Genomic DNA, 19,627 nt, shown 5'->3' with positions numbered 1-19,627 from the left:
TATCTGCAATACTTTCTATAGTATGGGCAATATCTTAGATTAAGTTTTGTAATTAAACAGCACACCAAGGTAATGAATCGCGGCATCATATTCACCTTTTAATTGGCTATTTGCAGGCCCATCAAGTGAATAAATGATGTCTGAGCTACCACCGTAATAGTACTCGTAATATAACTGCATGCGTAAATCCGTGGTTATGTCTTTGCTTGTACCAACCCCAAACTTCCACACTTCGCCGGTCGGGACATCAGGAGCCTGTAAAGTTGGATCATCTTGTGGCGAGCTCTCATAAGTGACCCCCGTCTCTAATCGCCATTGAGATTCAAGGTTATAGTGCATACCAAGGCTCAAAGAGTAGGTATCTTCCCATTGTCTGTTAATCGCGGCACTGGTGTTAGGCAAAGTGATGGTTGTTTCTTTAATTTTGCTAAAATCGCTCCAACTTGCGCTCCATAGGGCAGCCGTTTTTGTGGACAGAGCATGATAACCACTGATACTGATAATGTTAGGCATGACGATGTTAAAAGATGCCGGCTTGAGTAGGTTATCGCCTTTAAAATCACCATCCATATCATGACTGATTTCAGAGCGATAAAAAGCGCCAAATCGATGGGCTTCATTGAGCTCGTAAAAAGCACTCAAGGTATAGCCAAACTCGACACTTTCTCCGCTGCCTGTTAACTTTCGCTCATTGTTGCGAGAGGTCATGTTCTGTTCGATTTTACCAAACTCACTGATCAAGCCAACACCCACGGAGAGTTGCTCGTCGATTTTGAACGCAAGACTTGGATTAATCTGTACGGTCATTAACGAAGTATCGGTGACAAGTTGAGCACCCGAGAAGTTACTTCCGTAATCAAGCGCTGAACCACCCGCAGCGGCAATGGCCAGACCGAAGGAAACCGTATCATTGGCTGGTGTTACCCAGTAGAAAGAACCCGCAGGCATAGTCGTTCCAGCTTCGCTATAGTGCTCTCCACCAGCAAAAGCCCCCGTAGAGCCGGTATCGGTGTAGTTGATATCTGAAATAACCCCTTCAAGGTTAAATGCAATCGTGCTTTGCTCAATGTTAGTCATGCTTGCTGGGTTAGCAAAAGCCGTTTCAGCACCTTCGGCAATGGCTTGTGCACCTGCGCCTGCTGTGCTGACACTCATCATGCCCAGTTCAGGAAACACATAGGCGGCAGAATGGATATGCGTGGAAAGTAACGCCGAAATAAGCGCAGTTAAATATGTATATCTCATGGATAAATTTCTCAAAATTTGGGTGTAACTTAGCGCTGTATCGAGTGATATCAGCGCTTAAAATGGGGTTGGTTACAGAGCGTTTAGATACGACTTATACGAATGAAGCCGAACTGTTGCTGCTCCTATTACGTCAATAAAACCAAGTAAAGGGTGAGGCTTACTCGCGGCTATCCATGCTGAACCTGTTGCCCCAATAGGGATGACTTTCCCTTCTGGCTCAAATATTTCGAGTATGATCGTTCGTCCATGAGTACTGGTATTGGAACCGACATGCTGCCTAACACTCTGAGGGCCTTGAATCGGCGACACAGAGGCTTCACCTGTGCCGGCGGTAAAGCTATGAACTCTTGCTCGAAAGACTTCACCGGGGTACGCATCCACATAAAACTCAGCAAACTGTCCTGTTTTTACGTAACGGAAGGTTTGATCGGGAATGCGCATCTCCATAAATTTTCGCGAAGTATCATAAATGTGCATGTTACCGACACGGCTGCCATTAGCGATGTTGACTACCGATACTTGACCATCAAATGGTGCTGTCACGGTTTTACGATCTTGAGTGAATAGAGCTCGCTTTAAATCCGCGTGAAGTGAGGTCAATTTTGCTTCTGACACCCTCAATTGAGATTGATAATCTTCAATATCACGAGCCTTAAAAATAGAGGGAGATTGCTTACTACGCTCTATATCACGTTCCATTTGGGCAATGAGTTCATTTTGTTGAACGATTGCCGATTTAGTTTGCTCAATGATCGCCTCTGAGTCGGTATCAACGAGTGTATAAATGACATCACCCGCTTTTACCATTTGGTTATGGTCGACGTAAATTTGATCAACTTGCTCGCCAATAAGAGGGGATAAAATCGAGTGAGGTGCTTTGACCGTTGAAGAGTAAGAAAAGTCGACAGGAGCCCAGAGCCTTGAAACAATGCCAAGAAATACTAGGATGAAAGCACCGCCCGAGATGATCCAAAACGCGCTTTTTAATGTCCACCTAATAGCCCCTGTTGAGACAAGTATCCACATCAACAAAATATAAGGGATCATAATTTCTTTCATTGTGAGACCTCACTTTTTGTCGTGTTTGTATTTGATGTCACATCATTTGTACGTAGCCCATTTCGAATTATCTGGCTCAAAGAGGCGCTGATATATTTCCAATTTGCAAATGCAATGATGACGGCAACAACCCACCACGCTTTATGAATGAACAAGCCACATAAAGAGAGAGCGGAAACCAATTGGATATGGATGCTCTTATTGTTCTGCTCTTTGTGCACGGCAATTTCGTGCAATTGCCAGAATAGGTAACCGACAAAGCATACAAAAGTAATGGTGACAGCAAAGAGGTAGCCACTAAAGTACTCGCTATTGAGTAGTAGCATTATGGTTTCATTGGGGGTATTTGTGAAAAGTGACATTTCAATGTCTTTTGAGTTAACCCTCCCCATGGGAGCCAGTAAATACGCACCACCAAGCATGACTATCATGAATAATACGAATTTGGTTAATATTATTAATATTGTCGAGATGACAGTGAATATTTTCTTAATGATATTCATATTTTGCCCTTTATACCTAAAGACAGTTTAATTACTTAGTTGATCCATCCGATAATTTATGGTTTTCTCGTTTAGGCATACATTTAGGGATAAACGTCAGTACAGAAGTTTACCCCTAATGATTATCGAATAAAGTCCGCGTCCTTATAAGCAGGATTAGGGTATGTGTAAAAACCCTCATCTCCTTTAACACCTAAATTGTTCTGCTTAACATAGTTTTCATCTAGGTATTTTGCACGAGCGAGTGCAGCCTCGTCGTTGAGTTGCTCTCCCCATAACCTGTTAATATCAGCAGCAAGAGAGAGTCCAACGATATCCATCACGGCGAACGGGCCTCTTTCAACGTTGTGAGCCAGCATCCAGGTTTTATCGACGCTCTCAAAATCCGCCACTCCGTTCACGACTAAGTCAAGTGAAGCATTGATCCACGGAATCATGACAGCATTGATGATGTATCCGCTCTGTTCTTTATGCAGCGGAATAGTCACCATGCCCATTGCTTTGCTAAATTGACAGATAACTTTGTATACCTCAGGGCATGTTGTTGGGTGCCCCATCACCTCACCGATACGGCTGTCCCATACCGTATTACCGAAGTGTAAAGCTAGGAATTTTTTTGGGCGGTCAATGCTATCGACAATCTGGCTTGGAACCAAGGTTGAGGAATTCGTAGTGAAAATGGTTTTCTGAGGGGCAAGCTTAGACAGCTCTTTATAAAATGACTGCTTAATTTCAACAGACTCTGGAATGGATTCACTAATTAAATCTGCATCCTTCACTGCCTCTGATAGATCAGACGTATATTTTAGCCGAGCAAGTGCTTCATCAACTTGTTCTTGAGAGGCGCCACTCGTTGAAACAAATAACTCTGCGTACTCCTTATGGAGTGTTTTGCTCTTATCCAGTCCCTTATCAAAATAATCATAAACCGTGACTTCAAAACCGCTAAACGCGATCTGCCAAGCAACCTGAGAACCAAGAAGTCCAGCGCCAGCAATCGTTACATTGTTAATGTTCATAATATTATCTCTAATAACTCATCAATATAGCTTTAATATGGTGAGTCAATTCATGTGTCTGAAATAAAATAAGCCGATGGACAGTTATCGGCTTATTAATTAAAATTCGAACGGCTTATGGCTCGCGTTTACTTATTCTTTTCAATCGCTGGTGGAATCCATTCACCTGTTAGGATTGATTGCTCTGGCTCATAAAGACGCATGGTTACGCCAATTGCCCCTTTCTCAGGAGAAGGAAGCCAGTTAGACACTTTGTCTGCAGATGGACGCTCATGCTGCATGTACAGAGTTAGAGAACCGTCATCGTTGTAAGTCAGTTCATTGCGATCACCGATAGCAAAGCGGTCAAGCTCGTTATGAACCGCAAAGCCTTCTTCGTCGTACATGGTTACTGACCAGAACGCGCCTACAGGTGGCAGCTCATCTTTCTCAAAGTGAAGTTGATAGTTCTGTTCAGCCACCATCTTGTCGCCATCTGCATCCGCAATCGCCAATGGGTAAACGGCATCTTCTGGGTGGTTAGCACCAAGGCCGATTAGCGCAATCATCGCACGTCGAATGTAGTGGTTACCGTAAACACCCATGGTGTCTGATGGGATCAACCAACCGTTTTGAGGCGTCTCAAACTTAGGCACGTAAGATTTAATGTCGCGCTGACCTTTTGCTGCACCAGCTTCAAGTGTTGCGAGTTCAGACTTAGAGAGGTTATCTAGATCCCACCCAGTGTTTGCAGAGAAGCCGATACGTTCTAAACGCATCAATTGTGAGCCATCAGTAGCATGAGCACCGTACTTAACGATTAGGTCGCTAGCACGTTGGAAGAATTCTTTAGCATCCATTTGCGCAACTTGCTGTAGTGGCGGCGTTTTCATGTCAATGCTAGGGTCGATTGGTGATTTTGGCGCTACGTAGTCTGTACCCCACTTTGAAAGTGGTGTCATCTTAAAGCCGTCTTGGATTTTACCCACTTTGTCGTAATCGCGACCGTCGCTTTCCGTACGTGCGATCATCCAGTTCATTGTGGTTGGAGAAACGATGCGTGTTACGCCTTCTGGAAGTTCACCTTCCCAATCTTCAGAAACGATTGCAAATGCACCACCGTCTGTACCTGATGTACGAGAACCTGGTGAAGCATAGATGTCTGTCCACATGTCGTACATAGGAAGAAGGTGGTAGTGGCCGTTAGTATCTTCAGAAGAGATGATCACAGGCTCTTCAGATACGTCATACCAACCAACAGAGTACAGCGTATCAAAGTTAGGTCGAACTACCTCTTTAAACGATGCGTCTGGGTATGCGCGGAAGTGTTTAAAGCCACCATTCACAGGAACGCCTTTGTTGAGCTGTTGCTCGCGAGTCACATCCATTAGAACGATAGGGTATGCGTAAACGTACGCTTCTGAAGCGATCTGAAGTGCTTGATCTTGAGTCACTTCAGTTGAAAATACTTGTGCGTTCGTGCCAGCGATTGCAGGGGTAGCGGCTAATGAAGCAGCACCTAACGAAAGAGTCAACGTTAAGGCCAGAGCCAATTTATTCTTCTTTAACATATTTAATCTCCGAAGATTTATTTATGATTAATAATTGGTACGGGATTAATTTATGAACTTTTCCTGAGCATTAATAGAATTAGGATCGACTTAGAGTTAGTCGAAAATCGAATAACATCCATCTAGGGCGAAATTTAGATAATACACTCCATTTCTTTCTTGTTATAACCTGTTGAAAAATAATGTAAAAGCATAATTAATATACGCTTTAATTTAATTGTTCACTCTTGGTTTATTGGATGTTTGAATGCTATTAATTCTGTGCATCAAGGTTTGGTATTGTTCTTCATACTAAAACTGCTAAATTGCCTTCCCAAATAACTTTCCTACTTGTGATAGGCATTTTATGTTTGGAATTAAACGATTTAAATTAGAAAATGAACAACTCAAACAAGAGTTAGTAGATTTAAAAAAGAAATACAATGCGGATGTGAGCTCCCTCGAAAATCAGCTTCAAAAGTCCCAACAGCTCGTTCAATCAGTACAGGAAGAGCAACAAGACAGCAATGAAATGCTATCTGATTGTTTGAAAGGCGGAGATATGCTCAAAACTATTCAAACGGGAATGATTGAAAATGCTAGATCGATGGCTCGTGAAAACCTAGAACGTCAACAAATGGATGATATGTTTAAGCAAACACACCAAGCATTAGTCCGTCTAGACAATCGCGCTGTTAGTATCAGCACTCAAGCTTCTCAAAGCTTTGAGTCTGTGAATATATTAGATCACACTGCGGGGGCTATTTCGAGCCTTGTATATACCATTCAAGAGATTTCTGACCAAACCAATTTGCTTGCATTAAACGCTGCCATCGAGGCCGCACGCGCAGGAGATGCTGGACGTGGGTTTGCAGTCGTAGCAGATGAGGTAAGGACCCTTGCGGGTAAGGCAAGCAAAGCCAGTGAAAAAATTGATTCCTTGGTAAAACAAGTTTTAATCCAAGTAAGTACAATTAAAGCTTCTATTGATGAAAACCAAGTTTGTGCAGAAGAAGTTTCAGCATCTTCTGCTCAAATCAGCGCTATTGTGAATGAAGTCGTTGTAAAGTCGGAACATATGAAGCAAGTTATTTATATTGCTTCCACTCGCGCTTTCTTAGATTCAGTGAAGCTAGGCCACGTTTTATGGAAAGTTAACATTTATCGTTTGCTACAAAGTCGAACCTTTAACGAAACGCTCAATACTCATTCAGAGTGTCGCTTAGGTCAATGGTATTATCGTGGAGATGGCAGAGTTTACAACCACCTGAGAAGTTATCAATTGCTTGAAAAGCCTCATAAAGAGGTGCATGACAATGGTCGTAAAGCACTGAATCAAGCAGCATCTGGTGATGTTGAGGGGGTAAAAGCGTCAGTTAAAGCTATGGAAGACGCAAGTGTACAAGTTGTCTTTGGAATCGATCGTTTAATGAATGAAATTATCGAAACTGAAACGATATAACATTCATTTTTACTCATTCAGCCCAACCCTGACAGCTAAAAAATTTTTGCCTCCTTACTTATCAGTTCCAGCCTAAAATAATCCAGGTTGGGTCGATCTCTTTTGTTTAGTAAACGCCCCGTGGGTTTGGGTTCATGGGGCGTTTACAGTGTTGCCTCGTGTGTAGAAAGAAGAACGGCTTTCCAAAGATTTGGAGAGGGACTGTTACCGCCTTAATGAATTCATGGGGGAGCCAAACAAATTGATCAAGTTACAGTGCATCAATGAGTTCCTTTCGAAAGGTGTTGTTGCCTAAATCAGTTGAACCTTTTCCAAGTCGTGCGATCTGATCCTGGCTTTGTTGCGTAATTCAGTATAGAAACAGAGCCGCCCGTTTCGGGTGTTTCTTAGTCAATACGATCAATTTCAGGCATACCTAACCCAGTAAGCTTGTTCAACGCTTTTATCATCGCGTAAGTTTCACCCACCTGAGCATTGTAATCTCTTAAGCTCAATTGCCCTCCATACAAACTTTTAAGGTTTCAAGATACTTTTTCTAATCTGGTAGTACTGTTGTAGAACGACACACCTAAAACACTTTTGTCCAAAAGTGAGCTAGAAACCATGTGAGGCAATGTGAGGCAATGTGAGGCAATGACAGTCAACGGCAGCACCCAAATAACGTTTCGGTAAGCGTGTTAGGTAGATTCCGCATCGAGTGCGGAATGACGAGAATTTGGGCTGTACCGCCAATGTTAAAACGTTGCTATTCCTATCTCACTATTCGAGACATAGAAGCACAAATCTGAACCAACAATATTGTCCATCAACACCTACCTTCTAGTCTTCAGACCAAAAAATAGCACTCATAGAGTGCTATTTTCACTATTTAAACAGCAACACCTTCAAGGCTGCATCCGGGTCTACATCCGCGAACTCTTTAGGATTTGGTAAACGCTCGACAAAACTCAACTGCGGCGCTTCCTCAGCCATGCCTTCAATCAGAAAATCCGGAGTAACCGCTGGCGAGTTAACACACGCCATCACCTCACCATTAGGTGTCATCAGCTCATTTAAACGTCTTAAGATCTTCTTATAGTCTTTGGTTAGCGCAAAACTGCCCTTTTGAAATGACGGTGGATCAATCACGACAATGTCATACGGGCCATATTTTTTGATTTTCCCCCAAGACTTAAAAATGTCGTGGGCAAGAAAGCTCACTTGGCTAAGATCGTGGTTGTTCAGGCGATGGTTGTCGCGCCCTTTGTTGAGCGATGAACGCGCCATATCGACGTTAACCACATGCTCGGCACCACCAGCTATCGCCGCGACTGAAAAGCCACAAGTGTACGCAAATAAGTTAAGAACACGCTTACCTTCCGCTTTAGACTTCACCCACTCACGACCATTTCTCATATCAAGAAACAGACCGAAGTTTTGGTTGCGACCAATATCGAGTTGATACTGACAACCTAGCTCTTCAACCACAGGTTTGTTATTGAGTTCACCCCAAAGCACCTCTGAAGGCGCGCCATCGCTGTATCGGTGTTGCAGTACTATCGCTTTACCTTGCGCCTTTTCCCAAATAGTTGAAACCGCTAACTCCATTAAACCTTGTTGCAGTGTCGTTAGGAACATCTCATCAACAGGCTTAAACAAGTTCACCAACAACTGATTCGCTGCCCAATCACAAGTCAATTGCTCTAAACCAGGGAAACACTTACCACGGCCGTGAAACAAACGGCGAACCTCAGTTGGCGAAGAAGCTAAAGCGGACTTGACTTGTTCGAAGAACACCCCCAACTTTTCGGCCTGCATCACTTGACCTTGTGGCTCTTGATTGTCTTGTGATGAAATCATTTCTTCGGCCATACTAACTCCCACGGTTTAGACCATTGCTCAATTGCACTATTCAAAGCTGCGCTGTTCCATTTACTACCTAGTTTTGCGTTTCTTGGATCGCTGATAAACTCATACGCTTGATTAAAAAGGGTAAAGCGCAGCGCGTAAGCATGAAGATAGCCGCGATCAACGCCTGTGCTCTGGCCATAAATGGGATCACCCACAATCGCAGAGCCCACTGATTTAAGCGCCACGCGAATTTGATGAGTTTTTCCTGTTAATGGCCGACATAAAAATGCCCGCTCACCTTCTTCGCCTGCCGAGGAGAAGAACTGTGTCACTGCCGGGTTATTCTTACTTGCTACCAACTTCCAAGAAGCACGACGAGAACGTTCCATATCCCCTGAGATTGTACCCTGCTTTTTCTTCGGCTTTTTGCTGCCAATCGCCAGATAGAACTTGTCCATTTGACGTTGCTGGAACAGTTGCGAGAACTCGGCGGCCACCTCGGAGCGTTTGGCTAGGATAAGCAACCCCGAAGTCATTTTGTCGAGGCGATGCACCAAAAATAGAGGCGGACAACCAAGGAAGGTCGCCACTTCTTGCACCAGCATGGTATCCCCGTCATCTTTGTGAACACTAACACCCGGGTGCTTGTTGATGACCACAAAATCATCATTTTCAAACTGAATATCGAACATGAAAGGCGTAACTTTGAATTGTTTGGCTCGGATGATACACAAAAGCTGCCCGAAGAGCAGCTTTTGGTTTTCTGATAATAACTGATCAGAGGAAAGGATAAGCAAACACGATTAAGATTGCCGCCGGGCACACAAACTTCACATACCAAGGCCAAATTTTCCAGAACCAGGTCTGTTCAATTTCTGGGTTGCCTTGTCTGATTTCCTCAAGCAGTGAGTTACGGCTCCAAATCCAACCAAGAACCACAGCCCACACCACGCCAAGAAGCGGCTGCATATAAACCGTAGAGGCGGTCGCTACTAAGTCGAACAAAGCATTAAAGTTAGCAGCAATAATAGCGCTACATAGCAAAATAGTGCCGCCCAAGATCTTGGTTGCTTTGTTGCGAGACATCTTCGCTTCTTCTTGAAGGCAAGACACTGGCACTTCTAACATAGCAATAGAGGATGTTAATGCCGCGATAACCATAAGGGCGAAAAACGCAATACCAATGACTTCACCAGCGAGCCCCATGGAATCAAATAACGCTGGCAGTACCACAAACACCAGGTTACCAGAGCTAATAAGCTCACCAAGCTCATTGAAAATCTGCACGCCATTTTCTTTAGCAACAAACATAGCGGGAAGAATCAGCAAACCCGCCATAAACGCGACACCTGTATCGATGATCGCCACCTGCCCCGCCGTTTTCGGAATATTGATGTCTTTACTTAAGTAAGAGCCGTATACCATCATTGCGCCTACGCCAAGTGACAATGAGAAAAACGCCTGGCCCATTGCGTTAACCACAAGACTAGCATTTAAGTGGTTCCATTTCGGCACGAGATACATTTCCAGTCCGTCCATAGCGCCATCTTGGGTAAAGATGTAGCCAATTAGAGCAATGAAAAGCACAAAAAGAACTGGCATCAAACGAGATGACCACTTTTCGATCCCATCGGAAACGCCGCGTCTAACAACGAACACCGTCATCAACATGAACAGCACAGTTAAGCTTACGTTACGAGCTGTGCCGAACGTCACTAGCCAGTCAGCCACACCATTTAGCCCAATAACATCAGCAATCGGCGCAAGACCAAAACCGATTAGCCAGCCAGCTAGAATGGCGTAAAAGCTAAGAATCATGGAAGCAGTGAGCAGCGCGATAACACCGAACATGGCAGCCACCGGCTTATTTTTCACCCATATTTTGCGAAGCGATGCAATTGGGTTTGATTGACCATAACGACCAATTGTCAGCTCAGCGATCAACATTGGAAACGCCAACAGCGCCATCATAAACAGGTAAACCAGCAAGAATGCCGCTCCACCGTTGGTCGCCGTTTGGGTTGGAAAGCCCCACACATTACCTAAACCTACTGCACTCCCCGCCGCAGCCATTATAAAACCAAAGCGGGAAGTGAATTGTCCTCTATCGGAACTTGTCATTGTTTCGTACCAAACCGTCGCCCAGCGACGTGAAATGTAAAGTTGGCTGTCCTTGATACAAATAGCAACGCAAACCATCACTAACTAGCAATCATTGTTCCTTGTGCGAAGTCTTAGCAGCTCCCAAATTAAGACTGTACAATATAATTTACAGTGCATTTTTTATAGGAGTTTTGCGAATGGGTAGCAAGTAAAACAGGTAATCTTTACAATTGGAAGGCCAAAACTATTATCTGGCTATTTTGCATTCTATTTCACTATAGTTCGGCCACTAAACCATCGAATGTCAACGTAATGACCTCCCTAAGCCATACTTTGCTCTAATCAGTTCCATTGCTATAAACTTTTATCTCACGTTTGTTAACTCTTAGTGCTCACAGCAGTGACTAGTTATATTTGACAGACAGTTAACTATTCCAAATACTTGATTCTGAGATTATTATTTCCAAAACTGTCTTTCTATCGAGGCTAAATGGACAAGGTTTATCACTTTCTAACACTCGCAGGCATTGGCTTGTATTGGATACTCGTTGCCGGTGTGACATTGCGGGTCGTGCTCAAGCGGCGTGCAGTCAGTGTTTCTCTTGCGTGGCTAATGGTGATTTATATCATTCCAGTGGTCGGCGTGATTTGCTATTTCATGTTTGGTGAGCTCAACCTTGGCCGTAAACGCGCTGAACGCGCTCGCGTCATGTTTAAGCCCTTTGAAGAGTGGTTTTTTGAACTAAACCATTGTAATGCTCACGTACCCGACAATATGGGTACGCACATTTCTAAGATCGATAACTTGTGCAACAAGCGCATGGGTATTCCCGCTTTGTGTGGCAATGAACTGCAGTTGCAAACCACCCCACAAGAAATCTTGCTCTCGGTCATTGATGATATCGAGAACGCCAAGCACAGCATTCGAATGGTGTTCTACATCTGGTACCCTGGTGGGTTGGCTGACTCAGTAGCGGCGGCACTTATCCAAGCATCAAAACGAGGCGTAAACGTCAAAGTTTTACTGGATTCGGCAGGCAGTCCAACCTTTTTCCGCAGCCACTGGGCAACCATGATGCGCGATGGCGGCATTGAGTTAGTTGAGGGGCTTGAGGTTTCACCATGGCGTATTTTCTTGCGTCGTTTGGATCTGCGACAGCACCGTAAGATCATCGTTATTGATGATGAAGTCGCCTATACGGGCTCTATGAACATGGTCGATCCCGCATACTTCAAGCAAAGCTCTGGGGTTGGTCAGTGGATTGATATTATGGTTCGTATTGAAGGGCCAACCGTCAATGTGCTCTCTGCTATTCACTGTTGGGACTGGGAAGTAGAAACCGGTGACCGCCAACTACCTGTGCAGCCAGAATGCCAAATCGATATTCCAGAGGACTCGAAACCGGTTCAAGTCGTACCATCGGGACCAGGTATGCCAGATCAGTTGATTGGTCAGGTGCTCACCATTGCCATGCATCAGGCAGAAAAGTCCGTGCGCATCACCACGCCTTATTTTGTACCAAGTGCCGATCTATTAGAAACCATCAAAACCACAGCACAGCGCGGCGTTAATGTTGAACTGGTGATACCGAAAAACAACGATTCTATGATGGTGAAATGGGCATCACGCGCTTTTTACACGGATCTGCTTTCCTCAGGAGTGAAAATCCATGAGTTTGATGGTGGTCTTTTGCATACTAAATCGGTGGTGATTGATGAGCTATTTTGCTTAGTGGGTACCGTCAATATGGATATGCGCAGCCTTTGGCTCAACTTTGAGGTAACACTTGCGGTCGAAGACCCAGCCTTCACACTCGAAATGCATCAGCTGCAAAGCCACTACATCGAGAGCGCTGAGTTAGTCGACTACAACAAGTGGAAACAACGCAGTATCTATCACCGTTTCTTCGAACGACTGTTCTACCTGTTCAACCCACTGCTCTGATCATAAGGACAGAAGAAGGCCAAAGACTTGCAACTCTTTGGCCTTCATGGTTTATTGCTGTTATCTAAGCATTAATCTCAAACACATTGCGGTTTGAATACAGACAGGGATCCTTAATGTCAGAAAGCAAAACCACCAAATTTGTCACCGCTGGCCGCGATAAAAAGTGGACAAATGGCGTCGTGAACCCGCCAGTACAACGTGCCTCTACCGTTGTCTTTGATACTGTCGCTGAAAAGCATCACGCTACGGTGAATCGCGCCAATAAGACCCTGTTTTATGGTCGTCGTGGCACCAATACGCATTTTGCTTTCCAAGATGCGATGACGGAAATCGAAGGCGGTGTTGGCTGTGCGCTCTACCCATGTGGCACAGCGGCTATCTCAAATGCGATTCTTGCCTTTGTCGAGACCGGCGATCATATTCTCATGGTCGACACTTGCTACGAGCCAACTCGTGACTTCTGTGACAGCATCATGAAGAAAATGGGCGTAGAGACCACTTACTATGACCCAATGATTGGCCAAGGCATTAAAGATCTTATCCAGCCAAACACCAAAATTCTGTTCCTAGAATCCCCAGGCTCTATCACCATGGAAGTGCAAGACGTTCCAGGTATGGCTAAGATCGCTCATGAGCACGACGTGATTGTTATGCTGGATAACACGTGGGGAGCAGGCGTCAACTTTTCTCCATTTGAGCATGGTGTCGACATTTCGATTCAAGCCGCGACCAAGTACATCGTGGGTCACTCAGATGTGATGCTGGGTACCGCTGTTACTCACGAAAAATACTGGGATCAACTACGCGAGCAGAGCTACCTTATGGGTCAGTGTGTTTCTCCTGATGATGCGTATCTTGGCCTGCGTGGCATCCGCACGCTGGATGTGAGACTGCGTCAACACGCTGAAAACAGTTTAAAGGTCGCTGAGTGGTTAGCCACGCGTCCTGAGGTGGATCATGTTCGCCACCCTGCTCTTGATACTTGCCCTGGCAGCGAGTATTTCAAGCGTGACTTTACTGGCGGTAACGGCTTGTTCTCATTCGTGTTGAAATCGAGCTACCCACGAGCGACTACTGCGCTACTGGATGGCATGAAACACTTCAGCATGGGTTATTCCTGGGGTGGTTTCGAAAGCCTTATTCTCGCCAATGAGCCAAAGAGCTTTAACTCACTGCGCACCGTCGCCAACCCGAACTTTGAGGGGACTCTCGTTCGTCTTCATATCGGATTGGAAAGTGTCGAAGATTTAATAGAAGATCTAAAAACCGGTTTTGAGCGCTATAATTCGGTGATTCAAGAGAAAACCGTTACTCAATAATGTTTGTTTAAATGGCTTTCAGATTGAAAGCCATTTTTTTACTAAAGGAAATCCGAATGAGACTCAAAGCCGACGTCGCCATCTTAGATATTCTCGGTCATTTGTTAATTTGGTTGATATTAAGTTTCATCACTTTTGGTATCGCACTGTTCTTTTTCCCTTATTCTTTCTCCAAGTTCATTCTCAACCGCACCTATGTGGTCGATGATATGGGAAGAGAGCGAAAAATGGATTGCGATATCGATCTGTTTAGCGACCTCGGCCACGTGCTATTGTGGTTTGTGATATCGATACTGACGTTAGGCATTGGCTACATTTTCTATTTCTATCGTGTGTGGAATTATGCGCTCAACAACACCCGCGTAGACTAACCTCATTTTGGAAACACAAAAGGCAGGGATTCTCCTGCCTTTTCTCGTTAGTAGTAACTAACAGTTGGATCAACACATTGATAAATTTGACCGATACTTGCATCATTCAACAATAATTGGTGCACTAAGCGTGCAACTTCGCTGCGATGAATCGCACCATGAACTTCCACATGTTGAGACAATTCCCCTCGCTCTGTCACCTCACCATCTTTAAGTCCGCCCGGTCGTAGAATAGTGTAATCGAGTGAACTACTCGCCAGCCACGCTTCCGCTAACGATTTCTCTCGTACTGCAGATCCAAAGCCTACTCGCGCGCGCTCTGAAAGATACTGCCATGAATCTCCGCATCCTAACGAAGTCACTAATAACAGACGATTAATGCCCTGCCTTTCCAGAGCATCTACTAAATACCTATGTCCAATGTAGTCTACTGGTTTGTCTGACCGAAAACTGCCCATGGTAGACAACACAACAGCGTCCTTTGGCAATTGCGAGACCGCAGCTTCCACTGCGTTAACATCTGTGGCATCACAGGCAATAAGCTGTTGGCAAAGTGAGCCTAGGCTTTCTTCTTTCTGTGGATTTCTCGCTATACCAACAACATTGAAATCCTGACTCGCAAAATAACGCACCGCAGCAAGTCCCAGCCCACTGCTGGCACCAAAAATCACAATTGTTTTCATTTTTCACCCCTTTTGATAATGCGAACAATTTACATCATCATCAAGATAAATCTATAATCTGCATCAAACAACGCGCCTTTGTGCTCAAATCCATCCATGCTAAGGTAAGCACTTAGACATGGACACGTCGATTAGGAAACCCAATATGAACTCCCCTTCTCTCATTCTTTACTACGTTTACGATCCGATGTGTTCATGGTGTTGGGGCTATAAACCTACGTGGGAGGCTATCAAAGCTTCGCTGCACGACGACGTAGAAATCCGCTACGTTTTAGGTGGGCTGGCTGAAGATACTGATACGCCGATGCCCCTTCAGATGCGGACTCAGATAGCTGAGTACTGGCGCAAAATTGAGAGCTACTTGGGAACCGAGTTTAATCATGATTTTTGGACGCTCAACGAACCAAGGCGTGCTACCTATCCAGCTTGCCGAGCGATTATTGCTGCTCGTGCTCAAGATGCCGATTTTGAAATGTACGCGGCGATACAAAGTGCCTACTATCTTGAAGCGAAAAACCCGAGCGATAATTCCGTACTCATCGACATCGCGACCGAAATTGGTCTAGATAGGAACCGCTTTACGCGAGATCTCACCGCTCAAGAAACACAACAAGCTTTGCTCCAAGAGATCGCTTTTGCTCGCAGTATTGGCGGCAACAGCTTCCCTTCGCTATTTCTATCTAAAGGTAACGCAATTGTGGAGCTGCCAGTCGATTACCAACATCCTGAAGTCACTGTGTCACAGGTACGCTCTGTAGTAACCTCTCACTAACTTTTTATAGTTTGACCATCAATATTACAGTCTGCTGCTTTTTAGGGGTGTCACGTGTACACTTATTCATGCATGTGATTTGATGAGCCAAATTATTTCTTCACCCAACTGTTTCACCGACAAGAAAGTCTCAAATGACCAAAACCCAGTTTATTGCGTATTTTTTGCGTCTGAATCGCACCTCTTATCTGCTAGCGATTTTTTTCATTTTCCTCGTTAACTGGTTACAAGTAGAGATCCCACGCTACATTCAATTAGCGATCGATCTTCTTGATGGCATCAGCAGCGAAAGCTATGGCCAATTGCAATATTACGTTTCCATCGTCGTGGTTATGGCCATTGCGATGATCATTACGCGCATACTATCGCGTATTTATGGCCTCAACCCCGGGCGTATAACGGAAGCTGAGCTAAAAAACATCCTGCTGAAAAAACTTAATAGCCTCCCAAATGAGTTCCACAGTCAGTTTGCTTCGGGACATCTGATTTCTATTGTTAATAATGACTTAATGGGGATCCGATTGATGTTTGGTGTCGGATTTCTGCAGCTATTTAATACCCTACTGGCCTTGTCATTAACTCCACTATGGATGTGGCGCATTTCACCGGAGCTGACTCTATATTCGGTGATCCCAATTATCATTGCCTTTGTGATTTTTCGCATTGGTTTTACCAAGATGAAAGATCTGCACATGGAGCATATGCGCCGTCTACAAAAGTATTCTGCTGAACTGATGAGCTACCTTTCCGCCATTGATTTAATAAAAAGTCAGCAAATGGGAGCCTGGGTGCAAACCGAAACCGACGCGCTAAATCAAAAGCTACTCAGATGCCAAATGAAGCTGACTCGCATTCAGGTGTTCTACATGCCCGTGTTGGATTACGCCAACAGTGTTATGAAGATTCTCATCTTAGGTCTTGGTGGCTACATGTTGATGCAGCAAGAGCTGACTCTTGGCGAAATCACCGCATTTTTGACCTACTCAGTACTGCTCTCAATACCGCTAATGGCACTTGGGCGAATCGCAACAATCTATCAGCGCGGTATGGTTGGCATCACCAGCTGTCAAACTATCTTGAACGCCGAAGTGCCAGAGATTGACACCCAAGCCTTGCCAGAAGAAACGCTTAATACCCTTAAAGGCCAGGCTTTCTCGGTTCGCAATCTCACCTACCGTTATTCGCAAGACGATGCTCCTATACTTGATGGCATTAGTTTCGATATTCCACCAGGTAAAAAAGTGGGGGTTTTAGGAAGCATTGGCGCCGGAAAAACGACCCTAGTGAACTGTCTTAATCACCATCTCGATGTACCAAGTAATTCAGTTTTTCTAGGCGATCGCGACATCACCAGTTTCTCCCGAAATGATTTGAGACGCTTTGTAAAAACCATTACTCAAGATCCATATTTGTTCTCGGCAACCATCACAGAAAACGTCAAGTTCGGTAGCGGGAGTCGAACGATTAGCGACGACGATGTTCAAGGTGTACTGGATCTGAGTCAACTCGCTGGCGACGTGGAACGCTTTGAGCAAAAAGCGCAAACCGTGGTAGGCGAAAAAGGCGTTATGCTTTCCGGTGGGCAGAAGCAGCGCTTGAGTATTGCAAGGGCGCTGCTTGAGCCTTGCGATCTGCTTATTATGGACAATGTGCTCTCGGCTGTGGATTACGAAACAGAAAGGAAAATACTCGAAGGTCTGTTTGCTCGATTAGATCATCAATCGGTGCTCGTCGTCTCTCATCGCGTCAATGCCTTGGAATATATGGATGAGATTTTAGTGCTTAGCGAAGGCAAAGTACTCGCCAAAGGCGACCATGCGACTCTTTTAAAAACCTGTGATTACTACAAAGAGACCTGGCTACTACAGCAAACTGAAACGGAGGCAAACCCATGTTAAAAGGGTTAGATGTAAAGTACCTCAAACACTTCTTCCAGTTTGCTCAGCCTTATCGACGTACGGCGTGGATAGGTGTCGCCATGTTGCCGCTCTCCATCGCGTGCAGTTTGCTGTTTCCATGGCTGATTATCCAAGTGATCGATGGCTACCTGTCCCACAGTAACGTTGATGGGTTGCTCACCCCTATCCTCTACTTAGTTGCAGTGCTGATTGTCAGTTACATCGTTGATACCACCTATGCCTACAACTTGCGTAAAACTGGTCAACACACCATTGCCGACATGCGCTCTGTGCTGGTGTCACGAGTGCTTAAACTGCCGCGCAGTTACTTCGATAACACACCAATTGGTATCACGTTGTCGCGGTTAACCAGCGATCTAGAAACCATTGGTGATTCGTTTGTTCAAGCCGTTGTGGGACTAGTGAGAGACAGTCTAAATACCATTGCACTTTTGATCATGATGCTGGTTATCGATTGGAAGCTCACTATGGTGGTATTAGTGGTGATGCCACCTGTGATTTATTTAACCGTCTATGTGCGTAATCGCCTACGCCAAATGCATCAAATTACCCGTTCTGCCCTTGCGAGAGGTATTGGGTACCTGCAAGAAGTGCTGCTCGGTGTAAAAACCGTTCAGTTATATCGCGCCGAGCAAGAAGTAGAGGCCAAATACCAAAGCTATACTGATGAGTTTTTAGCTGCGCAGATGAAGGTGAACAAATACGATGCGATTTTGTTCGCGTTTATCTCTGGCGTCACCTCGATCACCATCGCACTAATGATTTGGTTTGGCTCTGGCCAAGTGCTTGAAGCCTCGCTTACGCTAGGTGTATTGATTGCATTTATCAACACACTTGAGAAAGTGTTCATTCCGATCCGAGACTTCACCTCTCAAATTGCGTCTATTCAAAGCTCCTTTGCCGCTTTTGACCATATTGAGGAGCTATTTGTAGAACCGCTTGAGGAAGAAGGACATACACTGCTACCAAGTGATGAGATAAAGCCAAAGCTCGCAGAGTTCCAAAGCTTAGAGTTTCGCAATGTCAGCTTTAGGTATAAACAGGATGGGCCTTATGTGCTCAACAAGGTGTCTTTTACCCTCAATAAAGGCCATCAAGTCGCATTGGTGGGCTCTACGGGCTCTGGAAAGTCAACCATCATGCGTTTGATCACGAAAACCTATCGCGATTATGAAGGCAGTATTTTGCTTAATGGTATTGAGCTGTCACATATCGCGGCAGAAGATTGTGCTCACCTATTCTCTATGATGATGCAGGATGTTCACCTGTTTGAACAAAGCATTGATTTCAATATTGCGCTTGGTAAGCAAAGCGTCGGACGCGAGCAAGTTGTAGAAGCTGCACGCTATGTTTATGCAGATCGCTTTATCGATCAGCTCCCAAATAATTACGACTTTAAACTCGACAAAAATGGCGCAAACCTATCGGTTGGACAAACGCAGTTGATCTCGTTCGCGCGGGCTATCGCTCAAGGCGGGCAAATCATGATGCTGGACGAGGCCACCAGCTCTGTCGATTCCATTACAGAGGATTTAATCCAAAAAGCAATGAGTCGTTTGTATCAAGACAAAACCGTCATTGCCATTGCACATCGCCTAAGTACCATTAAACACTCTGACATTATTCTTGTGCTCGACAAGGGCGAAATTGTCGAACGTGGCAATCATCAGCAACTCGTCGAATTTAATGGACTATACGCAAGTCTGCTAAATGAATCTAAAGGTGGCAGCCTAGATCAAATAAATGTGATTAATATGTAATCCAATTCCGATGATGTCATTAGTTAAAACTACATTTACTAATGACATCATTAATAAAACCCATCATTCTCATGACCGCAATGCCAGCTTTGGTTACTCTGC

At 44.7% G+C, this 19,627-nt stretch carries 16 protein-coding genes and 1 pseudogene; 7 read left to right on the top strand and 10 right to left on the bottom strand.

The annotated features are described in order from the left end of the window. Positions 1-39: 39 nt before the first annotated feature. The 5 genes from L4C42_RS01465 to L4C42_RS01445 form a co-directional block, all read right to left on the bottom strand. On the bottom strand, positions 40-1,245 hold the full coding sequence (locus L4C42_RS01465; RefSeq protein WP_418642917.1) for an OmpP1/FadL family transporter: 1,206 nt from the start codon (positions 1,243-1,245) through the stop codon (positions 40-42). A 72-nt stretch (positions 1,246-1,317) separates the two neighbouring features. After that, complete coding sequence (locus tag L4C42_RS01460) at positions 1,318-2,307, bottom strand: efflux RND transporter periplasmic adaptor subunit (RefSeq protein ID WP_418642918.1); 990 nt, start codon at positions 2,305-2,307, stop codon at positions 1,318-1,320. After that, a complete protein-coding gene (locus L4C42_RS01455) occupies positions 2,304-2,810 on the bottom strand; it encodes a magnesium transporter (RefSeq protein WP_418642919.1) in 507 nt (168 codons plus the stop codon). Before L4C42_RS01455 ends, L4C42_RS01460 begins: the two co-directional genes overlap by 4 nt. Before the next feature lie 122 nt (positions 2,811-2,932). Further along, a complete protein-coding gene (locus L4C42_RS01450; protein WP_429759022.1) occupies positions 2,933-3,829 on the bottom strand; it encodes a 3-hydroxyacyl-CoA dehydrogenase in 897 nt (298 codons plus the stop codon). Positions 3,830-3,957: 128 nt separating this feature from the next. After that, the gene (locus tag L4C42_RS01445) at positions 3,958-5,379 is read right to left on the bottom strand and encodes a DUF1254 domain-containing protein (protein ID WP_418642921.1); all 1,422 of its coding nucleotides are present in this window, start codon (positions 5,377-5,379) and stop codon (positions 3,958-3,960) included. Positions 5,380-5,725: 346 nt separating this feature from the next. On the opposite strand from L4C42_RS01445, the gene L4C42_RS01440 reads away from it, so the two are divergent. Further along, positions 5,726-6,820 carry a methyl-accepting chemotaxis protein gene (locus tag L4C42_RS01440; RefSeq protein ID WP_429759020.1) on the top strand — a complete coding sequence of 365 codons (1,095 nt, stop codon included), beginning with the start codon at positions 5,726-5,728 and terminating at the stop codon, positions 6,818-6,820. Between the two features lie 386 nt (positions 6,821-7,206). Here the strand turns inward: L4C42_RS01440 and L4C42_RS01435 are convergent. The 4 genes and pseudogenes from L4C42_RS01435 to L4C42_RS01420 all read right to left on the bottom strand — a co-directional run. Next, positions 7,207-7,338 (bottom strand): annotated as a pseudogene (locus L4C42_RS01435) (IS5/IS1182 family transposase); the annotation flags it as partial. Positions 7,339-7,684: 346 nt separating this feature from the next. After that, entirely contained in the window at positions 7,685-8,617 is a 933-nt protein-coding gene (locus L4C42_RS01430; protein ID WP_353498679.1) for a class I SAM-dependent methyltransferase, read from the bottom strand. Positions 8,618-8,655: 38 nt separating this feature from the next. After that, positions 8,656-9,342 carry a TIGR01621 family pseudouridine synthase gene (locus tag L4C42_RS01425; protein ID WP_353498473.1) on the bottom strand — a complete coding sequence of 229 codons (687 nt, stop codon included), beginning with the start codon at positions 9,340-9,342 and terminating at the stop codon, positions 8,656-8,658. An 85-nt stretch (positions 9,343-9,427) separates the two neighbouring features. Further along, complete coding sequence (locus tag L4C42_RS01420; protein WP_353498472.1) at positions 9,428-10,771, bottom strand: sodium-dependent transporter; 1,344 nt, start codon at positions 10,769-10,771, stop codon at positions 9,428-9,430. 472 nt (positions 10,772-11,243) lie between these two features. On the opposite strand from L4C42_RS01420, the gene cls reads away from it, so the two are divergent. The 3 genes from cls (at position 11,244) to L4C42_RS01405 (ending at position 14,391) form a co-directional block, all read left to right on the top strand. After that, on the top strand, positions 11,244-12,698 hold the full coding sequence (cls, locus tag L4C42_RS01415) for a cardiolipin synthase (protein ID WP_353498471.1): 1,455 nt from the start codon (positions 11,244-11,246) through the stop codon (positions 12,696-12,698). A gap of 116 nt (positions 12,699-12,814) precedes the next feature. Further along, positions 12,815-14,020, top strand: a complete 1,206-nt coding sequence (locus tag L4C42_RS01410; RefSeq protein WP_429759017.1) for a cystathionine beta-lyase — start codon at positions 12,815-12,817, stop codon at positions 14,018-14,020. A gap of 56 nt (positions 14,021-14,076) precedes the next feature. After that, positions 14,077-14,391 (top strand): DUF6693 family protein, encoded by a 315-nt coding sequence (locus L4C42_RS01405; protein WP_112461530.1) that lies wholly within the window; start codon positions 14,077-14,079, stop codon positions 14,389-14,391. A gap of 47 nt (positions 14,392-14,438) precedes the next feature. Here the strand turns inward: L4C42_RS01405 and L4C42_RS01400 are convergent, their stop codons facing one another. Continuing rightward, positions 14,439-15,074 (bottom strand): SDR family NAD(P)-dependent oxidoreductase, encoded by a 636-nt coding sequence (locus L4C42_RS01400; protein ID WP_429759015.1) that lies wholly within the window; start codon positions 15,072-15,074, stop codon positions 14,439-14,441. Positions 15,075-15,219: 145 nt separating this feature from the next. On the opposite strand from L4C42_RS01400, the gene L4C42_RS01395 reads away from it, so the two are divergent. The 3 genes from L4C42_RS01395 (at position 15,220) to L4C42_RS01385 (ending at position 19,525) form a co-directional block, all read left to right on the top strand. After that, positions 15,220-15,846: a DsbA family protein gene (locus L4C42_RS01395; protein WP_429759013.1), complete on the top strand. Its 627-nt coding sequence runs from the start codon at positions 15,220-15,222 to the stop codon at positions 15,844-15,846. Between the two features lie 134 nt (positions 15,847-15,980). Beyond that, positions 15,981-17,744, top strand: coding sequence for an ABC transporter ATP-binding protein (locus tag L4C42_RS01390; RefSeq protein WP_429759011.1), 1,764 nt, complete (start codon positions 15,981-15,983; stop codon positions 17,742-17,744). Then, entirely contained in the window at positions 17,738-19,525 is a 1,788-nt protein-coding gene (locus tag L4C42_RS01385) for an ABC transporter ATP-binding protein (RefSeq protein WP_353498466.1), read from the top strand. The genes L4C42_RS01390 and L4C42_RS01385 overlap by 7 nt, the downstream gene beginning before the upstream one ends. Positions 19,526-19,627 lie beyond the last annotated feature (102 nt).

This window comes from Vibrio wakamikoensis, from assembly GCF_050337275.1.
GTDB lineage: Bacteria > Pseudomonadota > Gammaproteobacteria > Enterobacterales > Vibrionaceae > Vibrio > Vibrio chaetopteri.
This window is presented reverse-complemented; position numbering and strand designations above follow the sequence as displayed.